We start from the raw sequence: 14,866 nt of genomic DNA, 5'->3' as shown, positions 1-14,866 counted from the left end.
AAGTGGGCAAAAAAACACCCATTATAGCGTGAAATGCATCAGATAGCCATGAAAAAGGCACAAAACAAAAGCCCCCGAATCATCGAGAGCTTTTGGTGTTTGGTCGGTTATCAATTAGTGGTCAGATGCACCAGAGATACCGATACCAGTCATAGAGCGAACAAACTGTTGGTCAAATGCTTTTTTCTCAGCAGCAGCACGAGCTGATTTATCAGTCACTGAGAAGAACCATGCGCAGATGAATGACAATGCCATTGAGAAGATTGCAGGGTTGCTCATGTTGATGACAGGCTCAGTGCCTAGACCTAGTGTATCTACCCAAACTGCTTTGGTTAGACCGATTAGGATAACTGCACTGATTAGACCAGCAAAGCCACCAATGACCGCACCACGAGTAGTCAAACCTTTCCAGAACATAGATAGTACTAGTACTGGGAAGTTAGCAGAAGCTGCAACAGCGAATGCTAGACCAACCATGAATGCCACGTTTTGTTTCTCGAACAAGATACCCAATACCATCGCTAGGATTGCCAGGCCAAGAGTGGCGATTTTTGACATTTTTAGCTCAGATTCTGGGGTGGTTTTGCCTTTGCGATAAACGTTAGCATATAGGTCATGCGAGATGGCTGATGCGCCAGATAGTGTTAGACCAGCAACAACCGCCAAGATGGTTGCAAATGCCACAGCTGAGATAAAGCCTAAGAACAAGTCACCACCGACAGCATGACTTAGGTGAATCGCTGCCATGTTGTTACCGCCAAGCAGTTCAAGCTTGCCACTGACTGCCATTTTCGCTGCATCGATATAAGCTGGGTTTTGTGAAACAAGTAGAATAGCACCAAAACCGATGATGAAGGTCAATAGGTAGAAGTAGCCGATGAAACCTGTAGCAACAACCACTGATTTACGAGCTTCTTTAGCGTCAGATACAGTGAAGAAACGCATCAAGATGTGTGGCAGACCTGCAGTACCGAACATCAATGCCAGACCTAATGAGATAGCATCGATTGGGGTCTTAACAAGGCTGGTTGGGCCCATGATTTTGGCAGCTTCTTCAGGTGCTTTGTTGTGCACTTGTGCAAAGACATCGATAGACTTTGAGAACATCTCAGAGAAGCTAAAGCCGACATGGTTCATCACCATAAATGCCATGAAAGATGCGCCTGATAGCAGCATAACTGCTTTGATGATTTGTACCCAAGTGGTTGCAAGCATACCACCGAAGATAACATATGCCATCATCAATAGACCGACGATGATTACAGCGATGTTATAATCCAAACCAAATAGTAGCTTGATAAGCTGACCTGCACCGACCATCTGAGCGATGAGATAGAATGCCACAACCACAAGCGAGCTATAGGCAGCCATCGTACGCACTGGTTTTTCGTCTAGGCGGAACGAGACTACGTCAGATAGGTTGTATTTACCTAGGTTACGCAGACGCTCAGCAATCAAGAATAGAACGATTGGCCAACCCACCATAAAGCCTAGTGAGTACAAAAGACCGTCATAACCTGATGCAAATACCATCGCCGAGATGCCTAGGAATGACGCCGCTGACATATAGTCACCAGCAATCGCTAGGCCGTTTTGGAAACCAGAGATACCACCACCTGCGGTGTAGAAATCTTTGGCAGAGGTGGTTTGCTTGGCAGCCCATTTGGTGATGAATAGAGTAAAGCCAACAAAGATACCGAACATGATGATGGCGGTCCAGTTGGTGGCTTGTTTTTCTGCTTCACCTTCTAGGGCAGCAGCGAATGCTGGGCTGGTCATCAGCGTGGTCAATGCTAGTGCCGACCATGCTTTGATGTGAGAAAATTTCATTAGGCATCTCCTTTTCCTTTGCTGTGGGTGATTGCTTCAACCTCATCCATGGCTTCTTGATTGAGTTTGTCAAATGAGTTGTTAGCGACAAAAGAATAGACGCCACATAGTACAAATGACATGACAATCACGCCAATCCCCAAAGGAATACCCCAAGTAATGACGCCGCCTGAGATAGAGGTGCGCAGAAATTCAGGGTTGTATGCCACTAATAATGTAAAGCCAATGTAAATAAATAACATTAACGCCGTTAAGCTCCAGCTTAAATTGCGTTTTTTGGCTACCAGTGTTTTAAATTTTGGGTTTTCAAGAATTCTCTTGACTTGAACCTCATCCATAACCTTTCTCCATGAAATCCATTGGCAATCAATTTGCCATAGGTTATAACTAAAAAAGAGATAATCATTATCGCTTATTATTAAACATATCGGTACTGCCTATACTTAAGAAGTAAATTACATCAAATAAATCAATATCTTATCATGGATAGGGCAAGGTGATGAACGTCCAAACCGCTAGGCACTCATCGATATTAACCGTCAAGCAAATACAACAAGTATGTTAATAACGTGGCAATACTAGCATAATCTAGTGAACATTGCTACACTTATTTTGTCTAGACAAACCATAAATTTGTACAAAATTATTTCATGCAAAGGCGGAATACTAAGTTTTTATTTCAAAGAATAATTGTATAATATAACATTCTTACTATTAATGTATGATTAATAAGTAATAATAATGCAAATATTTTTTGGTAAAAGGCTGTAAATTGCCCAAAAAATTGGTATAATCATCACAACTTATTTTTCCCTTAACCATTAGCAATCAAGGATATTCCCATGGCTATCGAACGTACTTTATCTATCATCAAGCCAGACGCAGTTGGCAAAAACCACATCGGCGACATCGTTGCTCGTTTTGAAAAAGCTGGCCTTAAGCCTGTTGCGATGAAATACAAGCACCTAACTCAAGCAGAAGCAGAAGGCTTCTATGCTGAGCACAAAGAGCGTGGTTTCTTTGCTGACCTAGTGGCATTCATGACTTCAGGCCCAGTCGTGGTATCTGTCCTAGAAGGCGAAAACGCAGTACTTGCACACCGTGATATCCTAGGTGCGACCAACCCACAAGAAGCTGCTGCTGGTACTATCCGTGCAGATTTTGCGGTAAGCATCGATGAGAACGCAGCACACGGCTCTGACTCTGTAGCTTCTGCTGAGCGTGAAATCGCTTACTTCTTTGGTGCGGACGAGATTTTCCCACGCACTCGCTAATTTGGTCGTTTGACCAATTCAAAAAGCAACTGCCAATCGGTGGTTGCTTTTTTTGTGTATTTATTATGACTTTGGTGCAAAACTTTAGTATAATATTCTGATTTTTAATCCAATACTTGATGAGTCCATCTGTGAACAAAATTCCTGTCATTCATACGCCTGATACCACAAGCGATACGACCAATAAAATCAATCTTTTGGGTATGTCAAAAGATGAGCTTGCGGCTTTTTTTGTGTCGATTGGTGAAAGGCCGTTTCGAGCGACGCAGGTGATGAAGTGGATTTATCAATTTGGCGTGACTGATTTTTTTGAGATGACTAATATCTCAAAAAAACTGCAACAACGCCTACATGACACTGCCTGCGTGACACCGCCAACGGTAAAATACAAGGAATTTAGCCAAGACGGTACGCGTAAATGGGTCTTTGAAGTGGCAGGCGGGTCACTGGTTGAGACGGTGCTGATTCCTGCTGATGACAATAAGCAGTTTGGGCGTAAGACTTTGTGCATCTCAAGTCAAGTTGGCTGTGCGCTGGATTGCTCATTTTGTAGTACAGGTAAGCAAGGTTTTGAGCGAGATTTGACACCGAGCGAGATTATCGGACAGCTGTGGGTGGCGAATCAGTCCTATATGGAAGATGTCGCCCCGACCGAGCGTGAGAACCGTGTCACCAATGTGGTGATGATGGGCATGGGCGAGCCGCTGCTCAACTATGAGCCTGTGGTGGCATCGATGTCGCTGATGCTTGATGACCATGCCTTTGGCTTATCCAAACGCCGTGTAACGCTCTCGACATCAGGCGTCGTGCCAAAGATGTACGACCTAGCCAAAGACATCGATGTGGCGCTTGCCATCAGTCTGCACGCACCCAATGATGAGCTACGCAATGAGCTTGTACCCATTAACAAAAAATATCCGCTATCAGAGCTCATCGCCGCTGCCAAAGCTTATGTCTATGACGAAAATCCCCGTCATAAGAAACACGTCACCATCGAATATGTGATGCTATCAGGGGTCAATGATAGTGATGAGCACGCAAGACAGCTTGTAGCACTGCTTAAGGATTTGCCAAGTAAGATTAACTTAATTCCGTTTAATCCATTTCCACACGCGCCATATGACCGCTCAAGCAACAACCGCATTCATGCGTTTAGCAATATTCTAAATAATGCAGGCTTTGTGTGTACCATTCGTCAGACTCGTGGCGATGATATTGATGCAGCGTGTGGGCAGTTGGTCGGACAAGTGGCGGACCGGACACGCCGAGCCAAAAAATGGCAAGAAAGTATCGAAAAACGCCAACAAACTCAATGAGATTCAGATGAGTCAGATAGATATCGCCAAATTGCCAAAGCCATCAAAGATTGTTAGAATGACTAATGGCAACCACTTTCTGTGACATCATCTATATCATCCAACTTAACAATAAAAAAGTGTGGTAACTATGTCAGCACATAATCCAATCAAACGCCGCCCAACCAAAAAAATCTATGTGGGTAATGTCGCCATCGGTGGTGATGCACCCATCAGCGTGCAGAGTATGACCAATACCAACACCTGCGATGTGGCGGCGACGGTCGCACAGATTCAGCGCTGTGTCGATGCAGGGGCTGATTTGATGCGTGTGTCCACGCCGACGATGGAGAGTGTGGCAGCCTTTGCCGAAATCAAAAAACAAGTCAGCGTGCCACTCATTGCTGATATTCATTTTGATTATAAGATTGCTTTGGCGGTGGCGGATGCTGGTGCAGACTGCTTACGCATCAATCCGGGTAATATCGGCAACGATACCAAAGTGCGTGAAGTCGTGGCGGCGGCTCGCCATCATAATGTGCCGATTCGTATCGGGGTGAATGCAGGCTCGCTCGAAAAAGACTTGCAAAAAAAATACGGCGAGCCAACGGGTGAAGCGATGCTAGAATCAGCACTGCGTCATATTGATATTTTGGAAAAATTGGATTTTCAAAATTATAAAATCTCGGTCAAAGCATCCAATGTCTTTTTGACGCTAGATGCGTATCGCTTGATTTCGGCGCAGATTGATAATCCGCTACATTTGGGCGTGACCGAAGCAGGCGTGTATCGTACCGGCACGGTCAAATCGGCGATTGCACTTGGTGGACTGCTCCTTGATGGCATTGGCGATACCATGCGTATCTCGCTTGCTGCTGAGCCTGAAGAAGAAATTAAGATTGGCTTTGATATCCTAAAATCGCTTGGCATCCGCTCAAATGGCGTGAATTTTATCGCTTGTCCAAGCTGTAGCCGTCAAGAGTTCGATGTCATCCGAGTGATGAATGAGCTTGAAGCACGCCTAGAAGATGTGCGTGAACCGATTGATTTGTCGGTGATTGGCTGTAAAGTCAATGGGCCGGGTGAAGCCAAAGAAGCGACCATCGGTGTCGTCGGTGCCAGCCCAAATAGCCTAGTGTACCGTAATGGTGCGAAGAGCCATTTGATTGACTCTACTAAGCTTGTCGATGAGATTGAAACTATGGTTCGTGCGCAAGTCAAAGAAATCCAAGAAGCTCGTGCCAATGAGATTTTGCGTGTGCAAGGCTGATTTGGGTTGAAAATGTCTGAATCTAAACTAAGAAAGATTGTTGAATATGAACAATTCTTATCCTTACTAAAGGAAGTTGAGCAAAGCGGCTTAACAAATGTAACTGACTTATGCGAAAATCTTGGTATTAGTAGGCAAAAATATTATAGATTGATGGCTTTTGCAGGATTGCCTAAAGCGGTGTTGCAGTATTTGGATGAGTTTCCAAATGTGATCTCGGGCGATACTGCTCAAAAAATTGTAAAGCAAATAGAGCGTTATGCATATAGTGAAGCGATTGTAGAGCGGATTGTACTGTACTATGTTCGAGATAAAAAAATTACCAAACAACAAAAATTACAGTCAAGAATTATTGAGGCTTTTAAAAATCCATCAGCAGATGCCAGTTTCTCGCACGAGCCTGGCAGTGGTGAGATTGATGAATTAGCAAGATTTGATCAGGAGCACTTGCGGTATAGCAACAGATTTAATACCGAGAATGAAAGAGCTTTACACCCCGTTCTTAGCTATTTTCTTGGTCATCATGAATATTTTAAAGTTTACACAAAGACAATTTTGCATGAGTCAAGCCAAAAAAGTATTCGTGGAAAGAATAAGTGGCTCTACCCAGATATGGTTGCGGTAAATTTTGAACATATTATTTACCAAAATGAGTTTGTATTAAGTTTTATAAAAACTTTTGATACAATACCAATCAAGATTTATTCATTTGAAATCAAAACTAGCTTGAATTTTAGCAACTACAAAGAGTATTTCTTTCAAGCGGTTAGTAATTCAAGTTGGGCAAATGAAGGCTATTTGGTAGCAATCAATGTGGATCGTGATGTTAAATTTCTTGAAGCATTAAAAAAATTAAGCCAAAGTTTTGGAATTGGGATAATTGAACTTGATTTGGATAATGTTTATCAAAGTAGCATCTTATCACCTGCGCGATATAGAGAAAAGTTAGATTATTCAGTCATGAATGAGTTAGCTGAAACTAATCCTACTTTTGAACAATTTCTTGAAATCATCTCTGACTTTTCATCTAAGAGAAAAAGCTTGGAGAAGTGCAAAATTTTGTTTGATAAGACTTTTTCAGAAAATGAAATGATTGATTATTTGCTACATACCTTTGCAGAGAATAATAAGGAAACCTGATGAGTAAAATTACCGCCATCAAAGGCTTTAATGATGTGCTGCCAAGCGACAGCCCAAATTGGCGTCGCCTAGAAGCCAAATTAATCAGCGTGCTAGACAGCTACGGCTTTAGCCAAATCCGCTTGCCGATTGTCGAAGAAACGCAGCTATTTGCCCGTGGTGTGGGCGAAGCGACCGACATTGTCGAAAAAGAAATGTACAGCTTTTTTGATAAAAGCGAACCGCCAACCCCATTGACATTACGCCCTGAAGGGACGGCAGGTGCAGTGCGTGCGGTCGTTGAGCATAATCTGACTCGTGGCGATACGCCAAAGCTGTGGTATATCGGCCCGATGTTCCGCTACGAACGCCCACAAAAAGGACGCTATCGTCAGTTTCATCAGTTAGGTGTGGAGTGCTTTGGTAGTGAGCTGCCTGATGCCGATGCTGAGCTGATCGCGATGACGCATCGTATGTGGCAGGTGCTAGGCATCGACCATGAAGTGACGCTACAGCTAAACACGCTAGGCGAAGCTGATGAGCGTATGGCGTATAAGGCGGCATTGGTTGAGTATCTGACGGCGCACAAAGACAGTCTGGACGAAGATTCACAGCGCCGCCTAAGCACCAATCCGCTACGCATCCTAGATTCAAAAGATGATAAAACCCAAGCAATTTTGCAAAATGCACCAAAGCTCGGTGAATTTTTGGGTGAAGCGACCAAATCGCATTTTGCACAAGTGCAGGCATATCTGACAGCGCTTGGCATTGGCTTTGAGATTAATGAGAAGCTGGTGCGTGGTTTGGATTATTATAACAAGACCGTTTTTGAATGGGTGACGGATAAGCTTGGTTCACAAGCGACCGTCTGTGGCGGTGGTCGTTATGATGGCTTGATTGGCGTGATTAAGGGTAAGCCTGAGCAGTCTGAGCCTGCGGTAGGCTTTGCGATGGGGCTTGAGCGATTATTATTGCTTATCGAAGTGGTAAATCCATTTGCACCACAAAGCGACTGCGATGTCTTTGTCATTGCCCATCCTGATTACTTTATCCACGGCGTGCAGTATGCTAATGCACTACGAGCAGCACAGCCTGCCTTGCGCGTCAAAATGGCAAGCGCTACAAGCCTAAAAGCGCAGATGAAAAAAGCAGACAAATCCGGTGCGACGCATACCGTCATCATCGCCGAAGATGAAGTGGGCGCAGGTGAAATCACCGTCAAGACGATGGCAACGGGCGAGCAGCAACGATTGCCTATGACCTATTATTTTGCATAATTGGCGACAGCGATAATGCGATATGCTATAATGGCTTGAAATTCACTTTAGAGTATAACAATGACAGACAGTTCGAACGACAACAAACAATTTGCGGATAAATCATCGCTTATGGCGCTTAAGATGCATGGCGAAAAAATCGTCTATGCGGTGATTGCGGTATTGGTCATCTTTTTTGGTTGGCAATATTACCAAAAGCATTATGCCAAAGTTGATACCGTCGCAGCTGATATGTACACGGGCATTGCAGCTCATGATGAGCAGTTGGTTCAAACCGCCATCAATCCATCATTGGATGATGCTGCCAAAAAACAGCTTGCCGATGACGAAGCTAAGCTATTTGCTGATATTGATGCATTGGTAGCGACGCATGGCGACACCGCTTATGCGTGGCAGGCACTGATGATTAAGGCACGCCATCAGACGGATAATGATGATTTGGCAGGTGCGGTAACGACGCTTAATCAAGCAACGACAATTAAGCTTGATGATGAAGGCTTATTGACCATGACCAAGCTACGCTATGCTCGTGCGATGCTTGCCAATAAAGATGTGGATGGTGCGCTTGCGGTAGCTAATGAAACCATGCCAAAAGCCTTTGAAGCATCACGCCAAGAGCTGCTCGGTGATATTTATCTTGCCAAAAATGATACCGAAAACGCCAAAAAAGCTTATCAAACGGCTTGGGATGCACTGCGTGAACGCCAAGAAAATCGTGCCGTGCTTAGCCTAAAACTACAATCGCTCGGCGTAACGGTTGAGCCAATTGAAACACCTGCAATCGTGGCAACACCAGTTGCGACAGCAAAAGCTGATGAGCAAACGGCTGAAAAAACCGCTGAACAGCCAGCAACCGAACAAGCAGCGACAGCTGAAACACAAACTACACAAACGGGCAATTAGTGCTTAGTAACATCGCTTTATAATAAGATGTATTTTATTATATGCATTTTATGTGATTAACAAGGATATGATATGTATCAAGGTTTTGTAAAAACGGCTTTAGTTGCCACGATGGCAGTAGTGATGGTTGGTTGTGGTGGCAAAATTATCGAAAAAGACCCACGCAAGCCTGCTAAGCTTGTTAAATTAGAAGCACCAGTTGCAGTCCTTAGCCCAGTGTCTAGCATCAAGCTTGAGCAAGGCACTTCAACTTTTAAGCGTAATAAAGCCAAAGCCAAAGATGTGGTGGATTTGCAAGTTGCACCAACTGCTGAAGGCTTCATCGCTGCGAGTCGTGGCGGTGTGGTATCAGCCATCAGTCATGGTCAGACTGCTTGGAGTAGCAATGTCAATGATGCCATCACCAGTGGTGTTGCAGTATCCAATGATACCGTTGTCGTCGGTACTCGACAAGGCAAAATCGTCGCCCTAGATGTGGCGAGCGGTCAAACACGCTGGACGGCACAATTACCATCAGCAAGCCTAGCCCCTGCGCTGATTAGCGGTGGCAAAGTGGTCGTATCAACCAACAGTAGCGTCATCTATGGACTAAACCTTGCCACAGGTGCGATTGATTGGCAGTACACCACCCAAGCACCGACTGTCAGCATTCGTGGTATGGCAAAGCCGATTTTGGTCGATGCCAAGACTGCGTTGGTTGGTGCATCTGACGGTCGTATCCACGCCATTGATATTGCCACAGGTTCACCTGCTTGGGTACGCCGTGTCGGTCTAGCGACAGGTTCGGGCGATATCGCCAAACTGCGTGATGTCGATGGCGCACCAATCGTCGCAGGCAATCATCTATACGCCACAGCTTATAGCGGACAAGTGGTGGGCTATGATATGGCAACAGGTCGCACAATGTTTGTCAGTGAGCTTGCCAGCACCAACACCTTGACTGTGCTTGGCTCGGCATTGATTGGTACGAATGTCGATGGTGAAATCGTGGCGTTCAATCGCCTAAGCGGTGAAGAACTTTGGAAAAATAGCGAGCTGAAATTCCGTGGGCTAACCAATCCTGTAGCAATCGGTCAGTACATCGCAGTCGGTGATAAAGATGGCGTGGTGCATATTTTGGATAATACGGGTAAAATCATCAGCCGTGTCGATGCCAAAAATGAACTGACAAGCCTACAAGCCATCGGCAATCGCCTATATGCCCAAAGCGCCAACGGCGTTGTGAGCGTTTGGCAGTTTTAATTTTATCAACAGCAATTAACCATCCTTTGTCGTCAAAAGACGGCAAAGGTTTTGCTATTTTAACCAATTATCAGTTTTATTATTAGATTTAATAAAGAGTAAATTATGAGCATCAAACCTGTCGTTGCCTTGATTGGTCGCCCCAATGTTGGCAAATCCACCTTATTCAATCAGCTAACCAAAAGCCGTCAAGCCTTGGTGGCAGATTTGGCAGGCTTGACCCGTGACCGTCAATACGGTGATGCACATTATGAGAATAAATCTTTCATCGTCGTCGATACGGGCGGTATCGGCGAGATGGACGATGGCTCGGGCAATATCGATGACTACATGGCGACGCAGTCTTATACTGCCATCCATGAAGCCGATATCGTGGTGTTCGTCGTTGATGCTCGTGTGGGGATGATTGGTGCGGATAGCGAAATCGCTCGCTTTTTGCATAGCCTTGGCAAGCCAGTATTTTTGGTGGCGAACAAGATGGATGGCGTACATGAAGCGTCATCGGCAGAGTTTTTTGCACTTGGCTTTGGCGAACCATTCCCGATGGCAGCAAGTCATGGCAAGGGGGTGAATAACCTACTTGAAGCCTTGACAGCAGATATGCCTGAAGATGAAGAAGCCGATGAGCTCGATGACAAGGCGCTCAAGCTTGCCATCATTGGTCGTCCCAATGTCGGCAAATCCACGCTGGTCAATCGCCTGCTTGGCGAAGAGCGTGTCGTGGTCTTTGATATGCCAGGAACGACTCGGGATAGTATCTATATTCCGTTTGAGCGTGAAGGGCGAAATTATGTGCTCATCGATACCGCAGGCGTGCGCCGTCGTGGTCGTATCGATGAAAAAGTCGAAAAATTCTCGGTGGTCAAAACCCTACAAGCCATCAAAGATGCTAATGTCGTCGTCGTAGTCATTGATGCCAAAGAAGGCATCGTCGATCAAGACTTGCATATGCTTGGCTATGCGCTCGATGCTGGTCGTGCGATTGTTGTGGCGATCAACAAATGGGATGGTCTAACCCAAGAACAAAAAGATATCGTCAAGATTGAGATTGATCGTCGATTTAACTTTGTGCCGTGGGTGAAGATTCATCTGATTTCAGCCCTATATGGTAATGGCGTAGGTAATCTGTATCCATCGATTCATAAGGCATACGATGCATCTATGTTCAAGGTATCAACCAATCAGCTAACCCGCATCCTAGAAGATGCCGTTGCCAACCATCCACCGCCGATGGTCTCGGGTCGCCGTATCAAGCTTCGTTATGCGCACCTTGGCGGGCATAATCCACCGGTGATTGTCATTCATGGTAACCAAACCCAAGCACTGCCAAAGAGCTACCAACGTTATCTTGAAAATGTCTATCGCAATGTGTTTAAGCTTGAAGGCACGCCACTTCATGTGGAATTTAAGCAAAACGCCAACCCATACGAAGGCAAGAAAAATCCTGTGGTCAAAAACAAAGCGAAGCTCATGCGTGAGAAAAAACGCATTCAAAAGTTTAAGCGTGCTGAGAAAAAACGTTGATAATATAATAAAATTACGACAGTTAAATTTAACTGTCGTAATTTTATTGAATGAGAATTGACTTAATCAGAGTGTGGTTTAATTACCAGTTGAAGTTACAATACTTTTTTTGACATCAATATTCAAAGTTGCTGGAATTTTTACATCATCTACAGTTGTGGCTGAATTGCTCATAACACCAGTCGATTCACTGCTATCGCCATAATTCCAAACTACAGTGCTATACCATGAAGTCTTGGCATGTACGTCATCAAAAGTCTCAGCGGCAGGGATTGCACCCAAGAACTGCGCTTTCAAACCTTGATTAACAGCCTTGGCAACAATATTAGCCAACCATGCATTCATCTCAGCGCCTTCATCAGTTGGCTGATGTGAATTTGTTTTTTTCATGATTTTGGTCGAAGTACCTTTTTTAGAATCAAAGTCTTCAGCAACGCCAAGTACCATCACCATGGCTGCACCGCCATCATTTAGCTCTTTGATTTGATTAAAGATGGTTTCTTCAAGTTGTGCACGTTTGGCATCGCCGCCGTAGAAGCCGTATGAAAAATTCGAAAGCCCTGTCGATAAAAATACCGAAGCGCCTTGTAATGCGCCACTGCGTTTGGCAGCAGGAATGTATTCTTTTAGAATAACAGGTGGTGTTTTGCTATGTTTTGCAAAGCGATGCGTCACACCATTTGGAACAGTTTTTGAGGATTTTGGAAAGCCTTCAGCAATGCTATCGCCGACTGAAACTCGGTTTTGGGCGTGTGCAGTTGATGACAGGCAAATAGCAGCCGCACTCAATGTGGCAACTAGACCCAATGCAATATGTTTTGGTTTGTGCAATATAGACATATTAATCCTAAGTTAAATGTGGAGGGCTTGTATTATATCTGTTTTTGCGATATTAAAAAAACTTGATACTAGAATAATTACAAAATGCCAACATCAGAGTAGTAAGATAAAATTATAGTTACTTGAATGAATATGGGTTGCAACTGTTATAAATTCCAAAAAATTAAAAACAATCAGTCATCCACCCAATAAGCATTATTCACAAAGCCATCTCGATACAGCTGTGTAATCGGCATATAACTGCGTCGATGCTCGGGCAAAATCCCGTGTGTCATGATGGCGGCCTTGTGCACGGCAGTCAGATAGCCTTTATGACTGTCGATGCGATATTCAGGATACTTTGCACCGTAGGCGATCATTTGCCGATCTCGATGTACTTTGGCAAGAATACTGGCGCAGGCGATGGTGGTGTGCGTGGCATCGCCCTTGACCATCGTCTGTTGATGATAAAAGCGGGTTGTACAGCTATCGCTAAGCGTAGGAAATTCATTACCATCCACCAAAAGGGCGGTATCATTAGACAGTCCATGCTTGGCAATTAGGCTTGTCATCGCAAGGCGCATCCCAAGCATCGTTGCCTTTGAGATATTAATCGTATCAATCACTGCTCGTGGTACATCGACGATGGCATAATCTAGAGCTAGTGCCTTAATCGGCTCAAACAAGCTTTCACGGCGTTTTTCGGTGAGTTTTTTGCTGTCGTTGAGTAGTTTAAGCGGTGTATCGCTCAAATCAATTTCACCAAACAGACCTGTCAGCTCATCGGGCAAAATCACCGCACACACGGTCATATTGGCAAATAACGCCCCACGACCCACTTCATCGACACCGATGACAAGCTGTGAGCCTGTGATGGGCTTGGCATCAGCTTTGGTAGTGGTGGTGCAAAGCTGCTCAAGAGGGTAAGTCATCATAAGACCGCCTTATTTTTATAAAATCCATCAAGCACCGCCTGTGCAGGATTGGCATGACTATCGGCTCGCAGTGTCTTGGCTGTTTGGTGTAGCTTGGTGGTTTGCTTGGTTGTATCCGCCAAAATTATCTGTGCCTGCTCACTCACTGCCATCGCTGTAGCATCGGCTTGGATGAGCTCAGGCACGATGGCTTGACCGATTTGCTGATGTGATAGAATGTTTGGCAGGCTGACATAAGGGATTTTGACCAGTCGTTTGGCGATGGCATAGGTCATCGCACTGACTTTATACACTACCACCATCGGACGCTCAAGCAGTAGACACTCAAGCGTTGCTGTGCCTGATGCAAGTAGTACGACATCGCTGATATTCATACAAGCTTGGCTTAGCCCCAAATTAGATGTGTATAAAAATTGACCATCATTATGCACAATATGAATACTATCTGCCAATTCACCAGCGTGTGTTTGGCAATAGGCTTGCACCAATTGGGCGTGTACTTGGCTGACCACAGGTAGGATAAACTGACAATCTGCCTGCTGATTTGCCAATAATTTGGCACTGTCAATCAATAGTGGCAAGATGGCATTAATCTCTGATGTGCGAGAGCCAGCCATCAGACAAATCACTTGTTTGGCGGTCATCAGCTTTGTCAAATCAGTAAACTGCGGTAACGCATTAATCAGCTCGGCACGCTTATCAGCCTGTGCTCGGGTGTCGGCAGATAGCTTGGCAAGTAGTGGATGACCGACGCAGACGGCAGGGTGCTCGTGCTTGGCATAGACATCAAGCTCAAAAGGAAATAGGCACAGCACCAAATCAGTCGCTGCCTTGATGCCGTGAATGCGATTTTCGCGCCATGCCCACACCGATGGACTGACGTATTGCACAGAGTACACGCCTTTTGGCTTAAGCACTTTGCCCAGTCGCAGATTAAAATCAGGCGCATCAATCCCAACAAACACATCAATCTTGGCGTCATCAAACGCCGTCAAAATCTCTTTTTTTGCACGAAGTAAATCTGGTAGATGCTTGACGACTTCTACCAGGCCCATCACTGATAGGCGTGACATCTGTATCACCGAATCAAGCCCTTGTGCCGCCATCTGCGTGCCACCGACACCGACCCAGCGGATGTGTGGATGGATGGCGTTCATTTTTTGCATAAAATCCGCACCAAGTGCATCGCCTGAGACTTCGCCTGCGACGATACCGATGGTGAGTGGCTTGACGGGAAGAGTGGTGCTTGTCATAAAAAGACCTTTAAAAAGACTAAGCGTTATTGTAGCAGATTGCCCATTTTATGCAATTTTTATCCCAAATTATCCACGCAACATCGCCAAAATTTATATATTAATAAAACATATAAAAACATAAG

At 44.9% G+C, this 14,866-nt stretch carries 13 protein-coding genes; 8 read left to right on the top strand and 5 right to left on the bottom strand.

The features are described from left to right. Positions 1-114: 114 nt before the first annotated feature. Both B0680_RS06395 and B0680_RS06390 read right to left on the bottom strand, forming a co-directional pair. Positions 115-1,830, bottom strand: coding sequence for a cation acetate symporter (locus B0680_RS06395; protein WP_078254265.1), 1,716 nt, complete (start codon positions 1,828-1,830; stop codon positions 115-117). Beyond that, positions 1,830-2,168 (bottom strand): DUF485 domain-containing protein, encoded by a 339-nt coding sequence (locus B0680_RS06390; RefSeq protein ID WP_078254264.1) that lies wholly within the window; start codon positions 2,166-2,168, stop codon positions 1,830-1,832. Before B0680_RS06390 ends, B0680_RS06395 begins: the two co-directional genes overlap by 1 nt. Before the next feature lie 504 nt (positions 2,169-2,672). Here B0680_RS06390 and ndk point away from each other — a divergent pair. From ndk to der, 8 genes are all read left to right on the top strand, one after another. Then, entirely contained in the window at positions 2,673-3,104 is a 432-nt protein-coding gene (ndk, locus tag B0680_RS06385) for a nucleoside-diphosphate kinase (protein WP_078254263.1), read from the top strand. A 131-nt stretch (positions 3,105-3,235) separates the two neighbouring features. Then, positions 3,236-4,420, top strand: coding sequence for a 23S rRNA (adenine(2503)-C(2))-methyltransferase RlmN (gene rlmN / locus B0680_RS06380; protein ID WP_078254363.1), 1,185 nt, complete (start codon positions 3,236-3,238; stop codon positions 4,418-4,420). A 130-nt stretch (positions 4,421-4,550) separates the two neighbouring features. Then, positions 4,551-5,669, top strand: a complete 1,119-nt coding sequence (gene ispG, locus B0680_RS06375; RefSeq protein ID WP_078254262.1) for a flavodoxin-dependent (E)-4-hydroxy-3-methylbut-2-enyl-diphosphate synthase — start codon at positions 4,551-4,553, stop codon at positions 5,667-5,669. A 12-nt stretch (positions 5,670-5,681) separates the two neighbouring features. Then, the gene (locus tag B0680_RS06370; RefSeq protein WP_078254261.1) at positions 5,682-6,809 is read left to right on the top strand and encodes a hypothetical protein; all 1,128 of its coding nucleotides are present in this window, start codon (positions 5,682-5,684) and stop codon (positions 6,807-6,809) included. Next, positions 6,809-8,065, top strand: coding sequence for a histidine--tRNA ligase (hisS, locus tag B0680_RS06365; RefSeq protein ID WP_078254260.1), 1,257 nt, complete (start codon positions 6,809-6,811; stop codon positions 8,063-8,065). The genes B0680_RS06370 and hisS overlap by 1 nt, the downstream gene beginning before the upstream one ends. Positions 8,066-8,125: 60 nt before the next feature. Beyond that, complete coding sequence (locus B0680_RS06360) at positions 8,126-8,968, top strand: YfgM family protein (protein ID WP_078254259.1); 843 nt, start codon at positions 8,126-8,128, stop codon at positions 8,966-8,968. Between the two features lie 72 nt (positions 8,969-9,040). After that, positions 9,041-10,210, top strand: coding sequence for an outer membrane protein assembly factor BamB (bamB, locus tag B0680_RS06355; RefSeq protein WP_078254258.1), 1,170 nt, complete (start codon positions 9,041-9,043; stop codon positions 10,208-10,210). 105 nt (positions 10,211-10,315) lie between these two features. Continuing rightward, positions 10,316-11,734, top strand: coding sequence for a ribosome biogenesis GTPase Der (gene der, locus B0680_RS06350; protein WP_078254257.1), 1,419 nt, complete (start codon positions 10,316-10,318; stop codon positions 11,732-11,734). A gap of 78 nt (positions 11,735-11,812) precedes the next feature. On the opposite strand, the gene B0680_RS06345 is transcribed toward der, so the two are convergent. The 3 genes from B0680_RS06345 to lpxB all read right to left on the bottom strand — a co-directional run bounded on the left by B0680_RS06345 (position 11,813) and on the right by lpxB (position 14,741). Next, the gene (locus B0680_RS06345; RefSeq protein ID WP_078254256.1) at positions 11,813-12,574 is read right to left on the bottom strand and encodes a hypothetical protein; all 762 of its coding nucleotides are present in this window, start codon (positions 12,572-12,574) and stop codon (positions 11,813-11,815) included. A 173-nt stretch (positions 12,575-12,747) separates the two neighbouring features. After that, the gene (locus tag B0680_RS06340) at positions 12,748-13,488 is read right to left on the bottom strand and encodes a ribonuclease HII (protein WP_228143760.1); all 741 of its coding nucleotides are present in this window, start codon (positions 13,486-13,488) and stop codon (positions 12,748-12,750) included. Further along, positions 13,485-14,741, bottom strand: coding sequence for a lipid-A-disaccharide synthase (gene lpxB / locus B0680_RS06335; RefSeq protein ID WP_078254255.1), 1,257 nt, complete (start codon positions 14,739-14,741; stop codon positions 13,485-13,487). Before lpxB ends, B0680_RS06340 begins: the two co-directional genes overlap by 4 nt. Between the last annotated feature and the right edge of the window lie 125 nt (positions 14,742-14,866).

The organism is Moraxella pluranimalium, assembly GCF_002014825.1.
Taxonomy (GTDB): Bacteria; Pseudomonadota; Gammaproteobacteria; order Pseudomonadales; family Moraxellaceae; genus Moraxella; species Moraxella pluranimalium.
This window is presented reverse-complemented; position numbering and strand designations above follow the sequence as displayed.